This window comes from Spiroplasma sp. NBRC 100390 (assembly GCF_001886495.1).
Lineage (GTDB): Bacteria > Bacillota_I > Bacilli_A > Mycoplasmatales > Mycoplasmataceae > Spiroplasma.
Genome location: NZ_CP018022.1, coordinates 157,676 through 179,895 on the forward strand (window position 1 = coordinate 157,676; position 22,220 = coordinate 179,895).

The following is a 22,220-nucleotide window of genomic DNA, read 5'->3' on the forward strand; positions in this document are numbered from 1 at the left end:
TATATTTTAAAAATATAACTTTTATTTTGAAAAAACTAATTAGATCTTAACTATTTTAGCTATAATTTAAATTTACTAAAATTATAGTTTTTTAAAAATAGGAATAAGTTTGAGAAATTAAACAATTTCTCAAACTTATTATATTGTTTTTTTTTTTTTTTTTGTATAATGGAAAAAATATCACTTTTGAGAAAGGTAATTTGGTAAAAGATGGTAAATTATGTTAAAAAATTATGTTTAATATTTTTTAAAATTTTTATTGGTTTATTTATTGTTTATTTATTTTTACTTGCCATTTTATATAATACTTATCCAATTCATAAATTAACATTTATTCTTTTAATTTTAGATTCAGTTTATTTAATTGGTGTTACTATTATTCTTATTAATTGTTGTGTTCTTTTAAATAATTTCTATATGAATAAGAAGTACCAATCTTATTTACAATTATCAGAGTTAAAAGTTATTTTTGCCAAAAAGTATTACTTTGTAATATTATGGCTTGTTAACTTTATCTATTTTACCTATAACATTAGTATTAATTTTCAAGTTTATTGATCATTTGATCATTTGGGATCTATTTATCAAGAACTTTATTTTAAATTAATAATTTTATATTGTGTTGTTTATTTATTAGCTAGTATTTCTGCGATTCTTAACTTAATTTTTTTAAAATTATGGTTTTCATATTATGGAAAAATTAATTATATGTTAATTATTAATAATAGTTTTATTTTGGCAATGTTATTAGAAGATTATAAAATATTAAAGTTTTTTAATATTTATTTACTTTTAATGTTATTCTTATTAATTGGTGATAAAAAGCAATTTATTGAACATGAGATCTCGTATAATTTCCAAAAAACAGAATTATTAAATGAATTTAAAAAGGGGAAATTTCCACCTATTGGTTAATAATATTTTTTATTATTCAAATTCAAGGAGGAAAAAGAAATGAAAAAATTACTGACCATTTTAGGCAGTATTACTTTAATTGGGAATGCAAGTTTATTTCCAGTTAGTTGTACAAATAAAGCGAGCGATAAAAAAATTAATGATAATGTACCTTGGGAACTTACTACAATAAAAACAATTCCAACAATTGCTGGAATAAAAGCAGTTCTAAAAGAATATGACGAAAATATTAATGTTGATAAGTTTGATGTTGATGTACTATTAGGAATGAAAAGCGCTGTGATTCGTTATTTACCAAATGAAAATAATTTAGATTACCTAACAAAAAAAATTAATTTAGAATGAACAACTAATGATTTAACAAAAATTTTAACAGTAACTTCATTGCCATATAGTTTAAAGGATATGCGCGTGTATGATGAAAATTTAGTTCTAGCCTCAATTAACTTGTTAAATGGAACTGCTCTTACGGTCAAAGATGTTGATGTTTCAGTAAAACCAGATGAACATTCTGCAACAATTATTGCTAAAGAAGGAAGAAATTTTGTTGGAGGAGTTAATATTATTAATGAAAATTTAACGTTTGATCAATTAGTTAAAGAACCCCAACTAGGAACAATAACAATTAATGAAAAAGTTTACAATGATTTTAAAAGAAGTCAAGTTGTTAAACCAATCGCTTTAGCGGCAACAGTAATGGAATATGTTGGTGATCGTAACCGGGCTTTTGCAATTTACCAAAAAGCCTTTGCTATGATTTTGCTTCATGCAGAGTTTAGTTGTGAATTGTTTGAAAGGAATGGGACATTTTCTTTAACTTATAATAATAATGAAATTATTAGTCCTTCTTCATTTAAAGTTAATTTTAAATTTATTATTGGTGAAAACAAATATTATTTAAATGTAAATAATGAGAAAGTACCCAGTGAATTTATACCGCCGGTAATAAAAATAGAAATTAATTATACGCTTTTACCAAACGATGATTTTAATTTTATTAGAAATAAAGTAATTAGCAAAACTTTAGGGCAAGAATTTATTAATAAATATAATGATATTTTAGATGATGAAATTAATATTATTAATAGCGATTATAATGCAGGGATTATAACTCTGGTTCCTAAAGCTGCATCACGGTTGTTTGAAATCAGTGATAAAGCGGCACGTTTAATGACAAATAAAACATATTATACAGTAGAAGCTAAATTTAATGTTACTTCTAATAGTTAAAACAGTTTGTCATAATTATCAAGTTAATATTATTTAATAGTTGCTTTAATTAAAAAATGGGAAAGATTATTATTAATCTTTCCCATTTTAATTTACCTTCTTTAGTCTATTTCAACTAAATTATCATTTTTAATGATATATGTTTTGGGGCCATTTAATGGTTGATATTTGTCATTATTAAAAATTCGAACACGATTTCCTTCGGCGGGAATAATGGAAATTTGATAATTTTCATCATATTTAATCCCATCGGTTAAATCATATTTTTTAATAATTTCAGCGAAACTTTGATCACCAGTAATAACAATATTTTTTATTAATTTACCAGTACTATTTCTTATTTTAATAGTATAGTACATTTCTTGGTTAAAGCGATAATGAATTTCTTCAGCATTACCATAAAATTTAATTAATTTATCTTGTGAATGTAAACCGAGAATTCCTTTATATTCATCAGCTATTCCTTGAAATACTATTGTATTATTTAATTTGTTTAATTTAAACAAATATCTTTGAACATTTGGAATTTTATTTTTTTGTGCAATTTGCAACTCAACAGCAACAAATAAATTATTTTTATTTTCTAAAAATGAATTTAATGATGAATTATAATCAACAGCTACTGTTACTTTTTCATCGGCAGTTAAATTAGGCAATGTAAAAATTTTTTTAATTTCATCTAGTGTTTTAAATTCATCACCAAAATTTATTGTTACATTTTTTGCAACAATTTCTTTGGTAGATGTTACTTTTTTTATTGGTATAATTTTTTGCACAATTGGATGTTCTCTAGTTGATGCATCAATGATATTAGTTCAAATTGGTTTTGTTAACTGTTGATATTTATTAATAATATTTTCAGTTTCTTTAGTTGGTCGTAAACCTCACACTTCAAAGAATGGTGATAAATTATATCCTGATATTTCTGATGCATGAATAATGAATTGTTGAATTTTAATTTGGTCATTATAAAGTCCATTTTTTTCAGTATTAAGCATTGCTCGATAAGTTTGATTTAATTGTGGATAAAAGTTTTCTCCAAATGCCATTCTTAATTGTCAAAACATTGCTAGTTTAACTCATAAAGGCTCTTGTTTTATCTTATTAAAATCTCGTTCTTTAATTGGAGTTTGGAAAAATAATTCAATTTCTTCCATATAATTAAAAATTCGCAATGGAACATTAAAGCGTTCTTGGACATATAGGGCACTAATATTATTAGTAACTTCAGTTAAATCATTTCATTTATATTGTGAACTTTGATAAGTATGACCAGTTTCATGTCATAGTGCTCATTGGCCATAAATTTGATCTAAAAATAAATCTTGTCCAGCGGAACTACTATTTGGAAACATTATTCGACCATTACCAGCATTGGCATAATCACCATTATCATCTTCATTAGCAATATGAATATATTGTGGATACTTTTTATTGATTCCATCAGTTGTTTCATTTAAACCAAGAATTTCATTAGTATATTTTCATGTTTTATCTCACCCTGCTAAAATAGCATTAAAATGATGTTTTAGGCGGGGAAGCACTTTCTTAATAATCATTTCTGTTTGCATTGTAGCAAGAAAATGATTGGATACAAATTCAACAAAAGGTGAACTTGTATTTAAAACATCATTAATAAAATCATTTTGATTAGATTCATTTATTTTAAACGTTGGCATTTTAATAACAGGATTAGAATTTTCTGCTGTTACGCTAGTTACTTGTAAATCAGTTAGATTATTATCAGCAAGATAAAGCACACCATTAGTTTCTAGATAAAAAGTAACAAAATTAGCTTTTGTTGGAATTAAAATATGTTTAAAAACATCTTCTCTGTTTTGATTTATGTTTTTGTATTTTCCTCATTGCCCAACTGATAGTTTAATCTGTCCTAATTCATCGTTTGTCAAATTCCGATTTAATGTTACTGTGTAAGTATTGTTTGCTCGTAAATAATAACCAGTTGGTTTAAATTCTGAGTGTGTAAATTCACGGTTTTCTCGATCAGCAATTTCTCTACTATTTAAAAATTTATGGTTTTCTTTTAACAATTGGTTTGTATTAATACTAGTGTTTGAATAAATCTTGCATGCAAGAATTCCGTTTGTGCTAGTAATTGTTAATCCGGCGGCCCCTAAAATACTCAATAACTTTTTCATGTTATTTTCCTCCTTAGTATTTTAAGTTCTCTAATTTTTATAATTATTTTATGATGTCTATACTGATGGAGGTTTGTACTCTTTTTTGAGTAACGATAGACATTCTGTATGTAAGAGATTAATTAATAATGCTTTTATCATACATGGGTTTTTAAGATTATGAACAATGGCTAACATTATTAATCTACCTCCTTTATATACTTATTGTGGCTTTATTTTATAACTTTTTTTAAAAATGTAAAGGCATAATGAACTTAACACCTTTAGTAAAACTAAGTATTACATATTGACAGATGCATTTTTAAACATTAATTTCAAATTTTTTTAAATTAGAGTTGACTTTTTACTAAATATAACAATTTATGTATTAGTGTTATTCCATATAAAAGTTTTATTTTATTTCTATTTTAAAATAAGGTATAATTATAAATTGTAATAAGGGATTGAGGTTAAAATGAGTTTAATTAATATTGAAAATTTAAGTCATGCTAACGGTGGAAAGATTTTATATAAAAACGCAACAGTTCGAATCAATAAGGGGGAACATCTAGCGTTAATTGGGGCGAATGGAACAGGGAAGACTACTTTATTAAGTATTATTTATGGAAAAATTGCACCTGACGAAGGGATAATTGAATTACACCCAAAGGTTAAGATTGGTTATTTAGATCAACACCAAGCGTTAGATGGTAGTTTAACAGTTGATCAGTTTTTAAAATTAACATATCAACATTTATTTGATATTGAGCAAAAAATTCATGATATTTATGAAAAAATGAGTGTTAATTATGATGAAGATGAGTTAGTCAAAGCGTTAAAATTACAAGAACATTTAGATCAAAATGGGTTTGAAACAATTGATAAAGAAATTCGCAGTTTAGTTGATGGATTAGGGATTGATTCAACAAGGTTAAATGCCAAGTTATCAGAGTTATCGGGAGGACAACGGGGGAAAGTTATCTTGGCAAAATTATTATTATCAGAAAATGATTTTTTGTTATTAGATGAACCAACTAACTTTTTGGATTTGGAACAAGTTGAGTGATTGGCAAGGTTTTTACAAAATTACGAGAAAGCTTTTTTAGTGGTTTCCCATGACATTGATTTTATTAATAAAGTTGCAAAGGTTATTTATGCGATTGAAAATTTAACAATTAATCGTTATGTTGGAAACTATCAACAGTATTTAGCATTAAGTGAATTAAAAAACGATCAATATGATAAGGCCCAAAAAGGACAAGAACGATTAATTAAAAAATTAGAAACTTATGTTGCAAAAAATAAAGCGCGTGCTTCAACAGCAAAAAGTGCTCAGTCACGCCAGAAACAAATTGATAAAATGGAAGTTATTGAAAAACGCCATGAGTTGATGAAACCAAAGTTTAGTTTTAAATACAAACGCCCAGCAAGTACAACAATTATTAGTGCTGAAAAATTAGAGATTGGTTATCAGTTTCCGTTAATTCAACCTTTAACATTTGATATTCGTGATGGAGAAAAATGTATTGTTCGTGGGTATAATGGGATTGGAAAAACAACTTTCTTAAATACTTTAGCAGGAAATCTTCCAAGTTTAGGGGGAACTTTAAAACTTGGCAATGGCGTCGTTATTGCTTATTTTCATCAAATTGAAGCAATCATGGAGATGACACCAATTGAATATTTAAAAAATTTATATCCTGACCTTGAGGAAGGGCGGATTCGCAGTATTTTAGCAAACTTTGGGGTTAAAAGTACTTTAATGCAGAACCAAATGATAAAGTTATCTGGAGGTGAACAAACAAAAGTTCGGTTATCAGCATTATCATTAGAACCGTGTAGTTTATTAATTTTAGATGAGCCAACAAACCATATTGATGTTTTGGCAAAGGAAGCATTATTAGAAGCAATTCAAGCGTTTGAAGGAACTGTTTTAATTACAACCCATGATATTAATTTTAATGTTAATTGAGCGGATAAAGTGCTTGACTTTGAGAAAATGGTATAAGAACTAATTGTGAAAAAACATTATTTTTATGTGTTGGTTTGTGCTGATAAAACATTATATGCTGGATATACGGTTGATTTGGTTCGCCGTGAGCAAGAACATAACCTTGGAATAGGGGCCAAATATACGGCCTTATCAAAACGAAGACCAGTTAAAATAATTTATTGGGAGGAATATAAAACACGTTCAGTTGCGATGCAACGCGAAGCAGCTTTTAAACAGTTATCGCGGGTTGATAAAATTAATTTTTTACGAAAACAAAATATTGATTTACCCTTTGCGATGAAAACAGATGTGGTAAAATCAAAATAAGAATATTAAAGCGGAGGTAGGATGGATAACAATATTCAAGTTTTAGTTGATGAGTTAACACAATTATATCAACGTTATCAAGCACAAGCGTTGCAAAACGATATTATGATCTGCTTAGATATTTTAAAATACTATGATTTTAGTGATCAAAATAATCGGGTTTTTATTGGTTATGTTTTACGAGTATTTTATATTTTAAAAGCAAAACTTGAACAAAATATTGATTTAACAACTGACTTATCAAATTTAATGGCAAAGGGATATACAACAGGTAATAACCGGAATATTTTTCGCCGTAAAGTTGGTAAGAATGGTCAAGAATTTAAAAATGAAGTTGAATTTTACATTAAACGAAATTATTTTGATGATGAATATGAACGCTTGCAACGGATGATTTTAAAAAATGGAACAAAATTAGTTGGACCGGTAAATAGTTCTTTAGCTGGTTTTAATTATGAGAAAATACTAACAAATTCAATCCAATTAGTGGATAGCCAAGAATTAGTATTACGATTACAAAAGATTGTGATTCGAATATTAAAACCATTTGAAAGTGAAAAAAGTCAATTTTTAGAAAAGCAAGCAATGATTGATAAATATTTAGCCGAAACTATAACTAAACGAGAAAATTATTTGCAACAATATAACAAATTATTTAAACAAGAAAATAATTAATTTATATAGTACAATATAAGTAGTCAAAATTAAGGGAGGAAAATATGAAACCAGAATTAAAAGAATTATTATTAGAAATTAAAACAAAAATTAATGATGATAAAATTTTTCGAGATTTTGTTGGTGAAATTTTAAATGAGGCTAATTACAATAACTATTATGAACAATCAGTTGCGGATGAAGAAATTGCTGAGCAATTAGTTGAAATCTATTTTATTGAAAATTATAGCAGTGATGAAGAAGTTTCAGAACTAAAAGAAAAAATCATGAAAATTTTATTCTTCTTAGAAGGACAAGAAGAATTAGTTAAAGAATATGCCTATTTTATTGAAAATAAAGTAAGCCAATTTGTTACAGAACTTAACTAATTTTATTAATCTGACAGCAAATGTTAGATTTTTTTAAACTATATTTGCATTATTTTTAAAAAATAATATTATTTTACTATGTTACTTTTACAAAATAATAATTAAGAAGGTGAAAAAATGGAAAAAGATTGAATTGTTGTTAAAGGAGCACGTGAAAACAATTTAAAGAATATTGATGTTCAAATTCCAAAAGATAAATTAGTTGTTTTTACTGGTTTGTCAGGTAGTGGAAAATCATCACTAGCTTTTAATACTATTTATGCGGAAGGTCGTCGCCGTTATATTGAAAGTTTGTCGAGTTATGCTCGTCAATTTTTAGGTGGTAATGAAAAACCAGATGTTGATGCAATTGATGGGTTATCACCAGCAATTTCAATTGATCAAAAGACAACTAGTCATAATCCACGAAGTACAGTTGGAACAGTAACTGAAATCTATGATTATTTACGACTATTATATGCACGGGTTGGAACTCCTTATTGTATTAATGGCCATGGTGTTATTAAGTCAGTAACGATCAAAGAGATTATTAATAATTTAAAACAATTGTTAAATGAAGGCGAAAAGTTTATGATTTTATCACCAGTTGTGCGTGATAAAAAAGGGAGTTTTAAAGATTTATTCGCACGCTTAAAACAAGAAAGTTTTATTCGGGTAAAAGTTAATGGTGAAATTAAAACATTAGATGAAGAAATTGAGTTAGATAAAAATAAACGACAAAACATTGATATTATTATTGACCGGTTAGTGTACAAGAATTCTGAAGAGTTATTAAGTCGGATTCATGATGCAATTGAAGTTGCCTTAAAGTATGGGAATGCCTTAGTAAAAATTGATTTTGTTGATCAGCAAAAAGAAACATTATTTTCAACAAATTATTCATGTAATATTTGTGGTTTTGTGATTCCAGAATTAGAACCACGATTATTTTCTTTTAATTCACCAGCAGGGGCTTGTAATGAATGTAAAGGGTTAGGAGTAAAATTAGAAGTTGATGAAGATTTACTAATTCCGAATCGATCATTATCAATCTTACAAGGGGCAATTGTTTATTTAAAAAATATTGTTAACACAACAAATATTGAATGGCAAAAATTTAAAGTTCTTGCAGAACATTATCATATTGTTTTAGAACAACCAGTTAGCGATTTAACAAAAGGGCAATTAGAATATTTAATGCGTGGTAGTGATGAGCCAATTGAATATAATTTTAAAACAGCAAGTGGTAATATTATGCGTGGATATGATTATATTGAAGGAGTTGGTCAATTAATTGAGCGGCGTTATACTGAAACTTCTAGTGAAACTGCTCGGGAATATTATAAACAGTTCATGACCGATAAAAAATGTGGAACTTGTCAGGGAAAACGGTTAAATGAAATTCCATTGTCAGTAAAAATTAATAATATTAGTATTTCTGATTTTACCGACTTATCAGTTGAAGATGAATTAAAAGAGATTTTAAATTTAGTTTTAACTGAATCACAACAAGAAATTGCCCGATTAGTAATTAATGAATTAGTTAACCGTCTTGATTTTTTAAATCGTGTTGGTTTAAGTTATTTAACATTGTCACGTAATGCCTCAACTTTATCAGGGGGAGAAGCACAACGGATTAGATTAGCAACACAAATTGGAAGTCAGCTAACCGGAGTCCTATATGTATTAGATGAACCATCAATTGGTTTACACCAACGTGATAATGATAAACTAATTGAAACGTTAAAAAGTTTACGTGATTTAGGGAATACTTTAATTGTTGTTGAACATGATGAAGACACTATTCGTGCTAGTGATTATGTTGTTGACATTGGTCCACAAGCAGGAATTAATGGTGGTGAAGTTGTTGCGGCCGGAAGTATTGATGATATTAAACAAAACCCAAATTCAATTACCGGAAAATATTTAACTGGTGAATTAGAAATTACTGTTCCAAGCAAACGTCGTGGTGGTAATGGTTTAACATTAGAAATTAAAGGAGCACGTGAAAATAATTTAAAAAATATTAATATAACAATTCCCTTGAATAAATTTGTTTGTTTAACCGGAGTTTCTGGTAGTGGAAAGTCAACTTTAATGAATGAAATTTTATGAAAAGGAATTAAAAAGAATCTTGGTTTAGCAACTGATCGTCCTGGTGCCCATGATAAGATTGTTGGAATTGATAACATTGATAAAGTTATTAATATTTCACAAGATCCAATTGGAAAAACACCACGGAGTAATCCAGCGACATATACTTCGGTGTTTGACGATATACGTGATTTATTTGCAAGTACAAATGAAGCAAAGGCGCGAGGTTATTTAAAAGGACGCTTTTCTTTTAATGTGCCTGGTGGACGTTGTGAGAATTGCCAAGGTGATGGAATTATTAAAATCTCAATGCACTTTTTACCAACAGTTTATGTTCCTTGCGAAGTTTGTGAAGGAAAAAGATATAATGATGAAACATTATTAGTTAAGTTTAAAGATAAAAATATTTATGATATTTTAGAAATGACAGTTGATCAAGCTTGTGAATTTTTTGCAAAGCAACCAAAGATTAGCCAAAAGTTAGCAACAATGCAAGAAGTTGGTTTGGGTTATATTAAGTTAGGACAATCAGCAACCGAATTATCAGGGGGAGAAGCACAACGGGTTAAGTTATCAACTTTCTTATTAAAACGAACAACAGGAAAAACATTATTTTTATTAGATGAACCTACAACAGGTTTACATGTTGACGATGTTAAAAGATTATTGTTGGTTTTAAATAAAATTGTTGATAATGGCGATACTGTTGTTACAATTGAACATAACTTAGATGTGATTAAAGTGGCAGATTATATTATTGATTTAGGACCAGAAGGTGGTGTTGGCGGAGGAACTGTTATTGCGACAGGAACTCCAGAACAAATTGCAGTAAAAAGTGATATTAGTTATACGGCACAATATTTAACGCCACTTTTGAATAAGGAAAAATAATTGATGGATGTTAAGAAACAACTTTTTAAAGCTGCTTTGTTTAAGAAAGAATATAATTTAGGAAAACTATTAGCAGAAAAATATCATAATGCTCAAGATAAAATTCAAGTTGTTAATGTTGTTGGAACTAATGGGAAAGGTTCTGTTTCTAATTATTTGCAACGACAATTAATGTTAAATTATAAAAAAGTTGGTCTTTTTACTTCACCCGCATTTTTAAAACATAATGAAAGAATTAAAATTAATAATCAGTTTATTAGTGATAATGATTTAAAACGAATTATTAAAAGTATTAAAGACGAGATTAAAACTTATCAGTTAACTTTTTTTGAAATTTGAGTTTTAATTTGTATTAAATATTTTTTAGAACAACAAATTAAAGTTGCTGTTATTGAAGCTGGAATTGGTGGGCGATTGGATGCAACTAATGTTTTTAATAACCAACTAGCAGTGTTATTAACTTCAATTGACTATGATCATACTGAAGTTTTAGGAACAAGATTAGAAAGTATTATTCAAAATAAAGTTGGTATTGTTAAAAATGATTGTCAACTTTTTATTAGCGCAAGTTGTCAAAAATATTTTTCTGTCATTGCAAAATATCTTAATTCGGATAGAATTATTACAAGCGAAGTTTACCCGCAAGCAATTAATTATTATCAAGAATTTAATGTTGGACTAGTAATTAAATTTCTGACAGTTTTTAAGTTTAAAATTAATTATGCACTTTTTAAAGTAAATCCAGTCTTGGGTCGTTTTACCCAATTGAGTAAAAATCCGTATTTTATTATTGACGGTGCACATAATCCAGAAGGAATTCGTGCCTGTATTCATACCTTTGAAATGTTAAATAATTTAAACCATGATGAAGTGTTAGTATTATATGCATCATCCCAAAAGAAAGATTATTTACAAAATCTAATGTTATTAAAAGAACATTTTGGGTCAAATTTGTATATTACTGCTTTTAAGCATCCAATGTCCTGAGATATTACGGACATTAATTTTCATAATAAAGTTAAAAATTGAAAAAAATTATTATTACAGAATAAGACAAAAAATATTTTAATTTGTGGGTCGTTATATTTTATTCCGTTAGTATATCAGTTTTATTTAGAAAGGATGTAAAATTATGTTATATTTATTAACAAATATTGGTGCCTGATTAGGAATTGCCATTTTATTTGGTTTAGGCGTTTTATTGGATTATAAAAATTTAAAAAAAATTAATATTTTGACAATGACCGTAACAAGTCTATTGATTGCATTATCAGTTATTTTAACAAATTTAATCGGATATACAATTCCAATTACAGGGGGAATTCGATTGGCATTAGGTAACTTTTTGATTTTTGTTGTTGGAATGTTATTTGGACCTTTCTTTGGCGTTATGAGTGGAATTGCAACCGATACTTTAGGAGCGTTGGTTAATATTCAAGGGACTTATCATGCTGGTTTTGCTTTTAATCTTGCTTTTTATGGTTTTATGGGTAGTGTTGTTTTTTTGTTTAAGAATCAAAGATTTTGAATTATAAAAACAATTATGTTATATATTATTACGTTTGTGTTAATTTCATTTGGATTTAATGTTTTATGATTATATTCAATTGGTTGAAATTTTGTTGTGTTAGGAGCAACGTTTATTGCAAAAGCAATTAAGTTTCCAATTCAAATGGCAATTTATTTACCAATGGCAATTTCTAGTTTTACCATTTTATATAAATTAATTACATCACGTCACAGCATTAATTTATGATGTGCAGAAAATAGATCTTTAAAATTAATATTAATTAGATTTAAAAAACGTATCAGTTGTTTTTGAGCAATTTGATTTTGAACTTCAATATTACTACCAATTAAACTTAAAAAATATAAGTCTCCTGATAAATAAAAATTGTTTATATGTGTAAAACTTCTAAAAATCTAATAAGAATAGGGATTTTTATTAAAAACATTTGTGGATAACTAAAAAGATATTATGATTTTGTTAATTTATATTTACTTATTATTTGTTAGTTGTAATATTATTAATGATTAAGTGAAGGAATGTGAAAAAATGTTGGAAAAAGAGGCTACATATTTAATAAAACAAGAAAGCCAATTATCAGATGATGAACGTATGCTCCTTTTATGTTTATATCGTCCAATTATTGGGGATAAAGCACATATGTTATATATTGCTTTTACGGCACAAGATTTTGTTTTAGAATTAAATATTAAGTATCAATTAGACCATCTTTTATTATTATTACAAATGACATATGAAGAGTTTTTAACAGCAAAAAATACATTAGAAACAATTGGGTTGTTAAAAATGTTGAAACGTGAAAAAGGGAAACATCATATTTTAAAACCACAATTACCTATTTCTGCAATTGCTTTTTTTGAAAATAAAATCTTAAGTGATTACTTATTAAATATTGTTGGTGCAAAGTGTTTTACAATTATTAAAGATAAATTTATTGAAGAGGAGCACCCTAAGACTGGTGATAAAATATCACCACAATTAAATATTGCTAATGTTAATTTAGATTTTGTTTATATTGATAAGTACTTAGCAACCAAAAATGCCAATCATAAATTGTATCTACCATATCGTGAAAAAATTATTCAATTAGCAAATTATTATCATGTTTTAACAAATAATCTTGCTATTTTTATTTATAAGAGTATTGAGTTAATTGATCAAAAACGTATTTTTAATTATGAAAAATTTCAACATTTATTATCTGATTTTCATCAGAAAACAATTTTGAAAAAACAAATAACCGGAGAGCAATTAAAGTTAATTGTTAATGAAGAAAATATTGTAAGACCAACAAATATGTTAGAAGCAAAAATTAATGAAATGACATCAATTGATCCCATTGAATATTTAACCTTATTACGAGAAAATACAAAACCAACACCAATGGAAGTTGATTTAATTCGTGATTTAATTATTAATTATTCATTAAAACCAGGTGTTGTTAATTGTTTAATTGAATATGTTTGGTTTAAAAATTCACGTCGAATTGAAAGAAAATATTGTGAAAAAATTGCCAATACTTTTAATCAATTACAAATTGATACTGTTGATAAAGCGATGGGACACTTACGTAGCGCTTATGCAAAAACACAAAAAAATAAAATTGCAAAAGAAACAATTAAAAGTAGTACTTATCAATTTAAACAATCAACAGTGAAAAATAATATGGCGACATTAGAATATAATAAGCTTTATGAGCAAAAACGCCAACAACGTGGAGAGGAAAAAGTTGATCTTAATCAATTATTAGATGATTTAAAAAACTTATAAAATAATCTGAAAAAAGGAGGCGCCGGAATGGCAAAACTAAATTTGTTAGAACAAATTAAGAGTAATAAAGAGTTAATGCTTAATTTGCAAGCAATTTCTTTTGATATTAATGATTATGAAAAGTTTAGTTTGCTCTTTGAAGAATATTTAAATAATTATCATTATTGTGAATCCATGCCAAATTTATCATTGTGTCAACAACAATTTAAGGGTTATAAATATTATTTTAGAAAAGAAGTTGATAAGTTATTTTTAACTCGTGTTGAGTGTAACCATATGATAACATTGAATGAAGTAAATAAAGTTAAAAATAATTATCTCTATTATGATTTTAGTGATGAGTTATTAAAACTTCGTTTAAATGATATTAAGAAAGATGAAAACTTTAATAATATGCATCAGATTATTGGCGAAATGGTTAAATTTGTCAAAGGACAACGACAAAAAGGATTATACATTTATGGTGAACCGGGGGTAGGGAAAACTTATTTATTAATTAGATTAGCTAATGTTTTAGCAAACAATAATCGAAAAGTTGCTTTTATTTCAGTAATTAATTTAATTAACCGAGTGAAAGAATCCTTTAATCTTTTTAATAACGAATCCTCATTAATTGATGATTTATTGCGTGCTGATATTTTGTTTTTAGATGATATTGGGGGAGAAACTGTTTCACCATGAGTTCGCGATGATTTATTATTTCGAATTCTAAATGATCGGATTAGTCGTCAGTTACCAACTTTTTTTTCTTCTAATTTTACAACAACTGCATTAACAACAATTTATGCTAATGTTAAAAATGAAATTGGTAATAAGGAGATTAATAATATAAAAGCACTTCGTATTGTTGATCGGATTCGAGGATTAGCAACAGAATTAGAATTAATTGGAAATAGTAGGAGAAGTGATAATGATTATGCCAAAGTATGAACTACATAAATATTTTTTTAGAGGATATGATCAAAAAAATAATGTGCAAGATATTTTATATTTGAATGTTCAAAAATATCAGTATCAGCCCCAAACTGGAATTAAAGTAATAACAAAAGACAAAAAAGAATATTTGATTAAAAATTATTGGTTTGATTATGATAAACCAGACCCAGATGATAAATTTAAGTTTGAATGTTTTGAACGTGATTTACATCGAATTTTATTTTTAAATGAATGACAACATGATAAAAAAGCATTTATTGATAAACATTATTTACCGTTAGAAAAATTTAATATCTTAAAAGAACAAAAACAAAAAGTTCTTGCAGAATATTTGACTGTGCATGGTTTAACAGCAAAAGATGATCCGGCATATCGTAGTTTAGAAGCTTCTTTTAGTTTATTGAAACATAAACCACGAACAGAAGTAGAATATGAATTAACGGAAATGGCAGAATATTATACAGCGGAGATGAAGGAATTTGAAAAACTAAAACAAGCAAATTCAATTTTAGCTTTTGAAGCGATTGCATTAGACTTATATGGTGATCCATTATTATTTGAAGAAACAGTTGATGATTAAAATGAATTTTTAATTCATAATGAAGATTTCTAATTTTTTGTGTTTGCTTTATTTGGATATTTTCTAAATTTCTTGCAAATTAGGAGATGAGGTTGTAAAATAAGAGTAAGTATGCAATGTTTTATTGCAGACTAAGTTATTAAAGTAGTAGAGGAGAAAGAGTAGATGACAAAAATTGCAATTAACGGGTTCGGACGTATTGGCCGTTTAGCATTCAGAAAATTATTTGAAGAAAAAAATGTTGAAATTGTCGCAATTAATGATTTAACAGATGCAAAAACATTAGCAACATTATTAGAACTTGATTCAGCCCAAGGAGGATGAATGCGAGGAAAAATTTCTTCAGAAGAAAATGCTATTATTGTTAATGGGAAAAAAGTAATTGTTTGTGCAGAAAAAGATCCAACCGCTTTACCATGAGGGAAATTGGGAGTGGATGTTGTTGTTGAATCAACAGGAAGATTTGCTGATAAAGCAGGAGCTTCACAACATATTACAGCAGGAGCAAAAAAAGTTTTAATTTCAGCGCCAGCAAAAGGAACTGATGTTAAAACGATTGTTTATAATGTTAATCATAAAGATATCACAAAAGATGATACGGTTATTTCAGGAGCAAGTTGTACAACAAACTGTTTAGCACCAATGGCTCAGGTTCTAGACGAAAAATTTGGAATTGAAAAAGGATATATGACAACTGTTCATGCTGTTACAAATGACCAACGTTTATTAGATTTAGCTCATGATGATTTAAGAAGAGCGCGTGCTGCCTTTTCTAATATTGTTCCAACTAAAACTGGAGCAGCCGCAGCCGTAGCATTAGTATTACCACAATTAAAAGGTAAATTTGATGGAATGGCATTACGTGTACCAACAATTACAGGGTCAATCGTTGACTTAGCAGTTGAATTGAAAAAAACAACAACAGTTGATGAAATTAATAATGCAATGAAAGCGGCTGCATCAGAAACTTTTGGTTATAATACACAACCAATTGTTTCATCAGATATTATTGGTGAATCACACGGATCAATCTTTGATGCAACATTAACAAAAATTATTGAAGTTGATGGAAAACAATTAGTTAAAGTATATGCATGATATGATAATGAAATGTCATATGTATCACAAATGGTACGCACATTATTATACTTTGCAACAGTTTAATTGAAAGCAAGAAACACTAAGAATCTTTAGTGTTTTTTATTTTTTTAGAAAAAGATATTTCTTATGTTATGATAATTATATATAAGAAGCTAATCTTATAATATATAAAGCTGAATAATGATACCTTTTGCGTATTTATGCCAGTGCTATAAAAAGTTTAAGGATTGAAGGAGATTATTAAAATGAAAAATCCTATTTTAGAAAAACACTTTCATAATATTCGTGACCAATTAAAATTAGTTCTAAGTATTGAAAAAATTCGTGATTCAACTAATCCGATTCAATTGTTATATGACAATGTACTTTGGATTCGAAATAGCGGTCGTGTTATTACTGAAGATGATTTTACATATCGTTTGGAGTTAGCGTTAGCTGATACTTATAAAACATTATCACTACGAATTGATTCTCTATTGTTAAATGCTAAAACGTTATCTTATAGTTATTTTAAAGAAAAATTGGACATTAAAGTTTACCATAATAAATTGTATAAAGAGGCAGTTAAAATTTTAAAGGCAAGTTATAGTGATCGTATTGATGACATTGATTTTATTTATATTGCTTATCAAATGACAGAAATGTTAGGAGAAGGTTTGCGTAGTATTTCTTCTCGGAAGCTAAGTGAAGTAACAAGATAAATTATTGACAGTCAAAAATAGTTATGTTGATAACTATTTTTTATTTGCACCATGGTTTACTGAAAGTTAAGAATCAGAGTAAAGAACCTTATTTTCAAACAGAAAATGCGATATAATTTATATTAGCAATTACAAAAATGAGAGGGATATTATGAGCCAAAACAAGAAATTATTTTATGTCACAACACCAATTTATTATCCAAGCGCCCAGCTACATATTGGTCATGCTTATACAACAACTTTGGCGGATATTTTGAACCGTTATAAAAAGTTAGATGGTTATGAAACCTTTTTTTTAACTGGTAGTGATGAGCATGGTGAAAAGATTCAAAAGAAGGCAAAAGAAGCAGGTATTACACCATATGAATTTACAACAATGATTGTTAACAATTTCAAGTTACTATGAAATAAGTTAGGGATTGAGTATTCAAAGTTTATTCGAACAACAGATAAGACTCATGAACTTGGAGTTCAAAAGATTTTTAGTAAGTTGTATCATAAAGGGGATATTTATTTAGGTGAATATGAGGGTTTGTATTGTGTTAGCTGCGAGGAATTTTTAACAGAATCACAATTAGATAAAACAACCCAACAATGTTTGGTTTGTGGGAACAAACCAAAGAAAGTTAAGGAAGAAACTTATTTTTTTAAAGTTTCAAAATATAGTCAGTTTTTAATTAATTATTATAATGAGCATCCAGACTTTATTGAACCAGAAGCAAGAAAAAATGAAATGTTAAATAATTTTATTTTGCCAGGATTAACTGATTTATCAGTAACAAGAACAACTTTTTCCTGAGGAATTAAAACATTAGAAAATGATAAGCATATTATTTATGTCTGAATTGATGCACTATCTAATTACTTAACAGGATTAGGTTATTTATCAGATGATGAAACATTATTTAACAAGTTTTGAAATAATCCAGATGTTGAGATTTTGCAGTTGTTGGGGAAGGAGATTGCGCGGTTTCACACAATTTATTGACCAAGTATGTTAGAAAGTTTGGAACTACGTCAACCAAACAAACTTTTATCACACGGTTGAATTTTATTTAAAGATACCAAGATGAGTAAATCAATTGGTAATGTTGTTGACCCATTATATTTAATTGATCAATATGGTCGTGATGTTTTAAGATTTTATTTAGGATATGAAATTCCAACGGATAATGATGGAAAGTTTTCTTATGAAATGTTCTTTGAATCATATAATACCCATCTAGTTAATAACATTGGTAACTTAGTATCACGTGTAAGCAATATGATTAGTAAATATTTTAATGGGGAACTTCTATCACGAGGACCATTAAAAAATGATTTAATTGATAGTTGTCTTTTGGCAATTAAAAGTTATCAGGTGGCAATGAATAATTATCAAATCTCAAAAGCATTAAGTATTGTTTTAGAATTATGTAATAAAGCAAATAAATATATTGAAGAAAGTAAACCATGAGAATTAGAAAAGAATCAAGAAACAGCACAATTACATACAACGTTAGCAACGTTAGCTTATGTCATTGTTGTTAGTGCTTTTTTATTACAACCAGTATTAATTGATCATGCGCAAAAAATTGCGGATTACTTTAATATTGATTTACAAAATTTAACATTTTCAACAATTTTAAGTCAAGAAATGATATATAATAAAAGGATAGAAAAAAAAGAAAATTTATTTGAGCGTTTAAATGTTGAACAAGAATTAAAACGAATTGAGACAGAATTAAATTAGTAAAATAATATAAAGGAGGGATTCTAATGAAAGAATATGATGTAATTGTTATTGGCGCGGGTCATGCTGGTGTTGAAGCAAGTTTAGTTGCGGCTAGAATGCAGAAAAAAACATTGTTAATTACTTTACATAAAGATAAAATTGCCTTAATGCCATGTAATCCCTCAATTGGTGGCCCAGCAAAAGGGATTGTTGTTCGTGAAATTGATGCTATTGGTGGTGAAATGGCAAAAGCTGCTGATGCAACTGCTTTACAAATGAAACTATTAAATTCTTCTCGCGGACCTGCAGTATGAGCATTACGAGCACAATCAGATAAAATTGAATATTCAAAATATATGCAAACTGTTATTGAAAACCAAGTTAATTTAGAGGTATATGAAGGAGCAGTTCAAAGTTTGTTGGTTGATGATAATAATGTTTGTTATGGTGTTATTTTAAAAGATCAAACCCAATTTTTTGCGAAGAAAGTTATTTTAACAACAGGGACATATATGCAATCATTGGTTTTGCAAGGAAAAGAAAAAAAAGCACAGGGACCCGACGGAGATATTACAACAGCAGGGTTATCAACACAATTAAAACACTTGGGATTTGAATTATTTCGGTTAAAAACAGGAACACCAGCTCGTGTGCTTAATACTTCAATTGATTATACAAAAGCTCAACCAGAACCAGGAACTGATATGAAATTAGCTTTTTCTTATGCAACAAAAAAATTTACACCACTACAAGAACAAGAATTATGTTGATTAATTCATTCAACATCAACAACACATGCTATTGTGCAAGACCACTTACCTTTATCAGCAATGTATTCTGGAAATGTCAAAGGGACTGGCCCACGTTATTGTCCTAGTTTTGAAGATAAAATTGTTCGTTTTGCTGATAAACCTCGTCATCAAATTTTTTTAGAACCAGAATCAAAAAGTTTAAATACAATTTATGTACAAGGATTTTCAACATCAATGCCAATTGATGTTCAGGACAAAATGCTACGTTCGTTACCCGGCTTTGAGAATGTTGAGGTTTTAAAATGAGCTTATGCAATTGAATATGATGCGATTGTCCCAACACAGTTGGCGCACACATTAGAGACAAAACGAATTAAAAACCTATATACGGCTGGACAAATTAACGGAACAAGCGGTTATGAGGAAGCTGCTTGTCAAGGATTAATGGCAGGAATTAATGCGGTATTAAGTATTAATGACCAACAACCATTTATTTTACGTCGCGATCAAGCTTATATTGGCGTTTTAATTGATGACTTAATTACAAAGGGGACAGAAGAACCTTATCGGTTATTAACTTCTCGCGCAGAATATCGGTTATTATTACGAAATGATAATGCGGAAGAACGTTTAAAAAAATATGCTCACCAGTTTGGTTTAATTGATGAACAAAGTTGAAACGAATATCAAGCAAATGTCAAAAGTTATAATGAAGTAATCCAATTACTAAAAGATACTTATTTTACTACAAAGTCACCAATCATTCAAAAGTTAGCAACGTTAGAAATTACGAATATTACCGAACGAATCTCGGGATATAATTTGTTAAAACGACCAAATATAGAGTTAAAATATTTGGAAGAGGAGTTATTACCTTTAAAGAATTTAAAATCCTTTTTAAAACAAAATTTGTTAATCAATATTCGTTTTGAAGGGTATATTAAAAAAGAACAAGAAATTGCTTTAAAAACAATTAAATTGGAAAACAAATTGATTCCTGCTAATTTAAATTATGATTTAGTCGATAATTTAGCACTTGAGGCACGAGAAAAATTTAAAAAGATTCGTCCTATTTCAATTGGGCAAGCGAATCGGATTTCGGGGATTAATCCAGCGGATATTCAAATGCTTTTGTTTCATTTAAAAAAAATGGAATTTGAATCAAATAGATAAGAGGGTGAAGTATGAAATTATATAATACTTTGACTCGTGATTTTACAGATTATGGTCAAACAAAAAAAGTTAATATTTATGCCTGTGGACCGACGGTTTACAATTATATTCATATTGGTAATGCTCGTGCTATTATTAGTGTTGATTTATTAGTTAGTTTTTTACAATTTCAAGGAATTGAAGTTAATTATGTCCAAAATTATACTGATATTGATGACAAAATTATTAATAAAGCTGCTGCAGAACATAAAACTGAACAAGAAATTGCGGAATTTTATATTCAGGCTTTTGAAGAAGATGTTACTAATTTAAATATTAAAATGCCAACAAAGCGGGTACGGGTTACTGATCATATCAATGATATTGTTACTTTTATTCAAGCATTAATTAAAATTGGAGCAGCATATGAAGTTAAGGGTAACGTTTATTTTAATATTAAAAAATATCAAGAGGTTTATGGTTGCTTAGCTAACAAGAAGTTAGCAGAATTAGAAGTTAATGCACGGATTGACCATGATGAAAATAAGCATAGTCAATATGATTTTGCTTTATGAAAAAATACTTCGACAGGACTTTCATTTCCATTTTATGATCTTAATGGTCAAAAATATATGGGTCGTCCAGGGTGACATACTGAATGTGCTGTTTTAATTGATAAATTTTTTAACAATCAAACCATTGATATTCATGCTGGTGGGATTGACTTGGTTTTCCCGCATCACGAGAATGAACGAATTCAGTTTTTTGCTAAAAATGAGGGGAAAGAAATTAGTAAAATTTGGATGCATAATGGACATTTAAACGTTGCAAATGAAAAAATGAGTAAGTCATTAGATAATAGTGTTTTAGTTCGTGACTTTATTAAATTATATGGTGCTAATACATTGCGCTATTTGTTATATGCAACTAACTATACTCAACCACTAAATGTTACTGATACTATTATTGGAGTTGTTCAAAATGAAATTGACAAGATTTTAAAAGTTTTAAAAGCAATTAATTTATTTTTAGCAGAATATGATTTAAGTTACAATTTAGCAAAACATGGTGACCATGTTAAAAAGGTTCTTGTTGAGTTAGAAAATAACTTAAATAGTCCTAATGTTTTAACAATTATTAGTCAAATGATAAAAATGATTAACACCCAATTACGTAATAAAATGTTAGATCTTCAATTAGCGAGTGATTTTTATAATATAATTTTTAATATTATGAATTTTAATTTTAAATTACCAGTTATTAGTGGTGAAATTCGTGAATATTTATTAGAATGAATTAAATCTAAAGATAGTAAAGATTTTGTTAAAGCTGATGAACTTCGAAAAGTTTTATTAGAAAAAGATATTCTTTAAACC

18 protein-coding genes are annotated in these 22,220 nt (G+C 27.8%); 17 read left to right on the plus strand and 1 reads right to left on the minus strand.

What is annotated here, in order from left to right; translation table 4 throughout:
* Positions 1 to 210: 210 nt before the first annotated feature.
* Entirely contained in the window at positions 211 to 915 is a 705-nt protein-coding gene (locus S100390_RS00670) for a hypothetical protein (protein ID WP_070406391.1), read from the plus strand.
* A gap of 39 nt (positions 916 to 954) precedes the next feature.
* Positions 955 to 2,145 carry a lipoprotein gene (locus S100390_RS00675; RefSeq protein WP_070406392.1) on the plus strand — a complete coding sequence of 397 codons (1,191 nt, stop codon included), beginning with the start codon at positions 955 to 957 and terminating at the stop codon, positions 2,143 to 2,145.
* A gap of 101 nt (positions 2,146 to 2,246) precedes the next feature.
* On the opposite strand, the gene S100390_RS00680 is transcribed toward S100390_RS00675, so the two are convergent.
* Positions 2,247 to 4,304, minus strand: a complete 2,058-nt coding sequence (locus S100390_RS00680; protein ID WP_070406393.1) for a M60 family metallopeptidase — start codon at positions 4,302 to 4,304, stop codon at positions 2,247 to 2,249.
* 454 nt (positions 4,305 to 4,758) lie between these two features.
* Between S100390_RS00680 and S100390_RS00685 the strand changes: the two genes are divergently transcribed.
* The 15 genes from S100390_RS00685 to cysS all read left to right on the plus strand — a co-directional run bounded on the left by S100390_RS00685 (position 4,759) and on the right by cysS (position 22,217).
* Positions 4,759 to 6,291: an ABC-F family ATP-binding cassette domain-containing protein gene (locus S100390_RS00685; protein ID WP_070406394.1), complete on the plus strand. Its 1,533-nt coding sequence runs from the start codon at positions 4,759 to 4,761 to the stop codon at positions 6,289 to 6,291.
* Between the two features lie 9 nt (positions 6,292 to 6,300).
* Complete coding sequence (locus S100390_RS00690) at positions 6,301 to 6,603, plus strand: GIY-YIG nuclease family protein (RefSeq protein ID WP_083258381.1); 303 nt, start codon at positions 6,301 to 6,303, stop codon at positions 6,601 to 6,603.
* 21 nt (positions 6,604 to 6,624) lie between these two features.
* A complete protein-coding gene (locus S100390_RS00695) occupies positions 6,625 to 7,278 on the plus strand; it encodes a hypothetical protein (protein ID WP_070406396.1) in 654 nt (217 codons plus the stop codon).
* A gap of 44 nt (positions 7,279 to 7,322) precedes the next feature.
* On the plus strand, positions 7,323 to 7,646 hold the full coding sequence (locus tag S100390_RS00700; protein WP_070406397.1) for a hypothetical protein: 324 nt from the start codon (positions 7,323 to 7,325) through the stop codon (positions 7,644 to 7,646).
* 117 nt (positions 7,647 to 7,763) lie between these two features.
* Positions 7,764 to 10,610 carry an excinuclease ABC subunit UvrA gene (gene uvrA, locus S100390_RS00705; RefSeq protein ID WP_070406398.1) on the plus strand — a complete coding sequence of 949 codons (2,847 nt, stop codon included), beginning with the start codon at positions 7,764 to 7,766 and terminating at the stop codon, positions 10,608 to 10,610.
* A 3-nt stretch (positions 10,611 to 10,613) separates the two neighbouring features.
* Complete coding sequence (locus tag S100390_RS00710) at positions 10,614 to 11,738, plus strand: bifunctional folylpolyglutamate synthase/dihydrofolate synthase (protein ID WP_070406399.1); 1,125 nt, start codon at positions 10,614 to 10,616, stop codon at positions 11,736 to 11,738.
* A gap of 4 nt (positions 11,739 to 11,742) precedes the next feature.
* Complete coding sequence (locus S100390_RS00715; RefSeq protein WP_083258382.1) at positions 11,743 to 12,501, plus strand: folate family ECF transporter S component; 759 nt, start codon at positions 11,743 to 11,745, stop codon at positions 12,499 to 12,501.
* Between the two features lie 165 nt (positions 12,502 to 12,666).
* Positions 12,667 to 13,908 (plus strand): DnaD domain protein, encoded by a 1,242-nt coding sequence (locus S100390_RS00720; RefSeq protein ID WP_070406400.1) that lies wholly within the window; start codon positions 12,667 to 12,669, stop codon positions 13,906 to 13,908.
* A gap of 27 nt (positions 13,909 to 13,935) precedes the next feature.
* The gene (locus tag S100390_RS00725; RefSeq protein WP_070406401.1) at positions 13,936 to 14,847 is read left to right on the plus strand and encodes an ATP-binding protein; all 912 of its coding nucleotides are present in this window, start codon (positions 13,936 to 13,938) and stop codon (positions 14,845 to 14,847) included.
* Positions 14,819 to 15,424, plus strand: coding sequence for a hypothetical protein (locus tag S100390_RS00730; RefSeq protein WP_070406402.1), 606 nt, complete (start codon positions 14,819 to 14,821; stop codon positions 15,422 to 15,424). The genes S100390_RS00725 and S100390_RS00730 overlap by 29 nt, the downstream gene beginning before the upstream one ends.
* 165 nt (positions 15,425 to 15,589) lie before the next feature.
* Positions 15,590 to 16,588, plus strand: coding sequence for a type I glyceraldehyde-3-phosphate dehydrogenase (gene gap / locus S100390_RS00735; protein ID WP_070406403.1), 999 nt, complete (start codon positions 15,590 to 15,592; stop codon positions 16,586 to 16,588).
* 182 nt (positions 16,589 to 16,770) lie between these two features.
* On the plus strand, positions 16,771 to 17,226 hold the full coding sequence (locus S100390_RS00740) for a hypothetical protein (protein WP_070406404.1): 456 nt from the start codon (positions 16,771 to 16,773) through the stop codon (positions 17,224 to 17,226).
* A 121-nt stretch (positions 17,227 to 17,347) separates the two neighbouring features.
* Positions 17,348 to 18,958 carry a methionine--tRNA ligase gene (gene metG, locus S100390_RS00745; protein ID WP_257784776.1) on the plus strand — a complete coding sequence of 537 codons (1,611 nt, stop codon included), beginning with the start codon at positions 17,348 to 17,350 and terminating at the stop codon, positions 18,956 to 18,958.
* 26 nt (positions 18,959 to 18,984) lie between these two features.
* Positions 18,985 to 20,865: a tRNA uridine-5-carboxymethylaminomethyl(34) synthesis enzyme MnmG gene (mnmG, locus tag S100390_RS00750; RefSeq protein WP_070406406.1), complete on the plus strand. Its 1,881-nt coding sequence runs from the start codon at positions 18,985 to 18,987 to the stop codon at positions 20,863 to 20,865.
* A gap of 11 nt (positions 20,866 to 20,876) precedes the next feature.
* Complete coding sequence (gene cysS / locus S100390_RS00755; RefSeq protein WP_070406407.1) at positions 20,877 to 22,217, plus strand: cysteine--tRNA ligase; 1,341 nt, start codon at positions 20,877 to 20,879, stop codon at positions 22,215 to 22,217.
* The last annotated feature ends 3 nt before the right edge of the window (positions 22,218 to 22,220 follow it).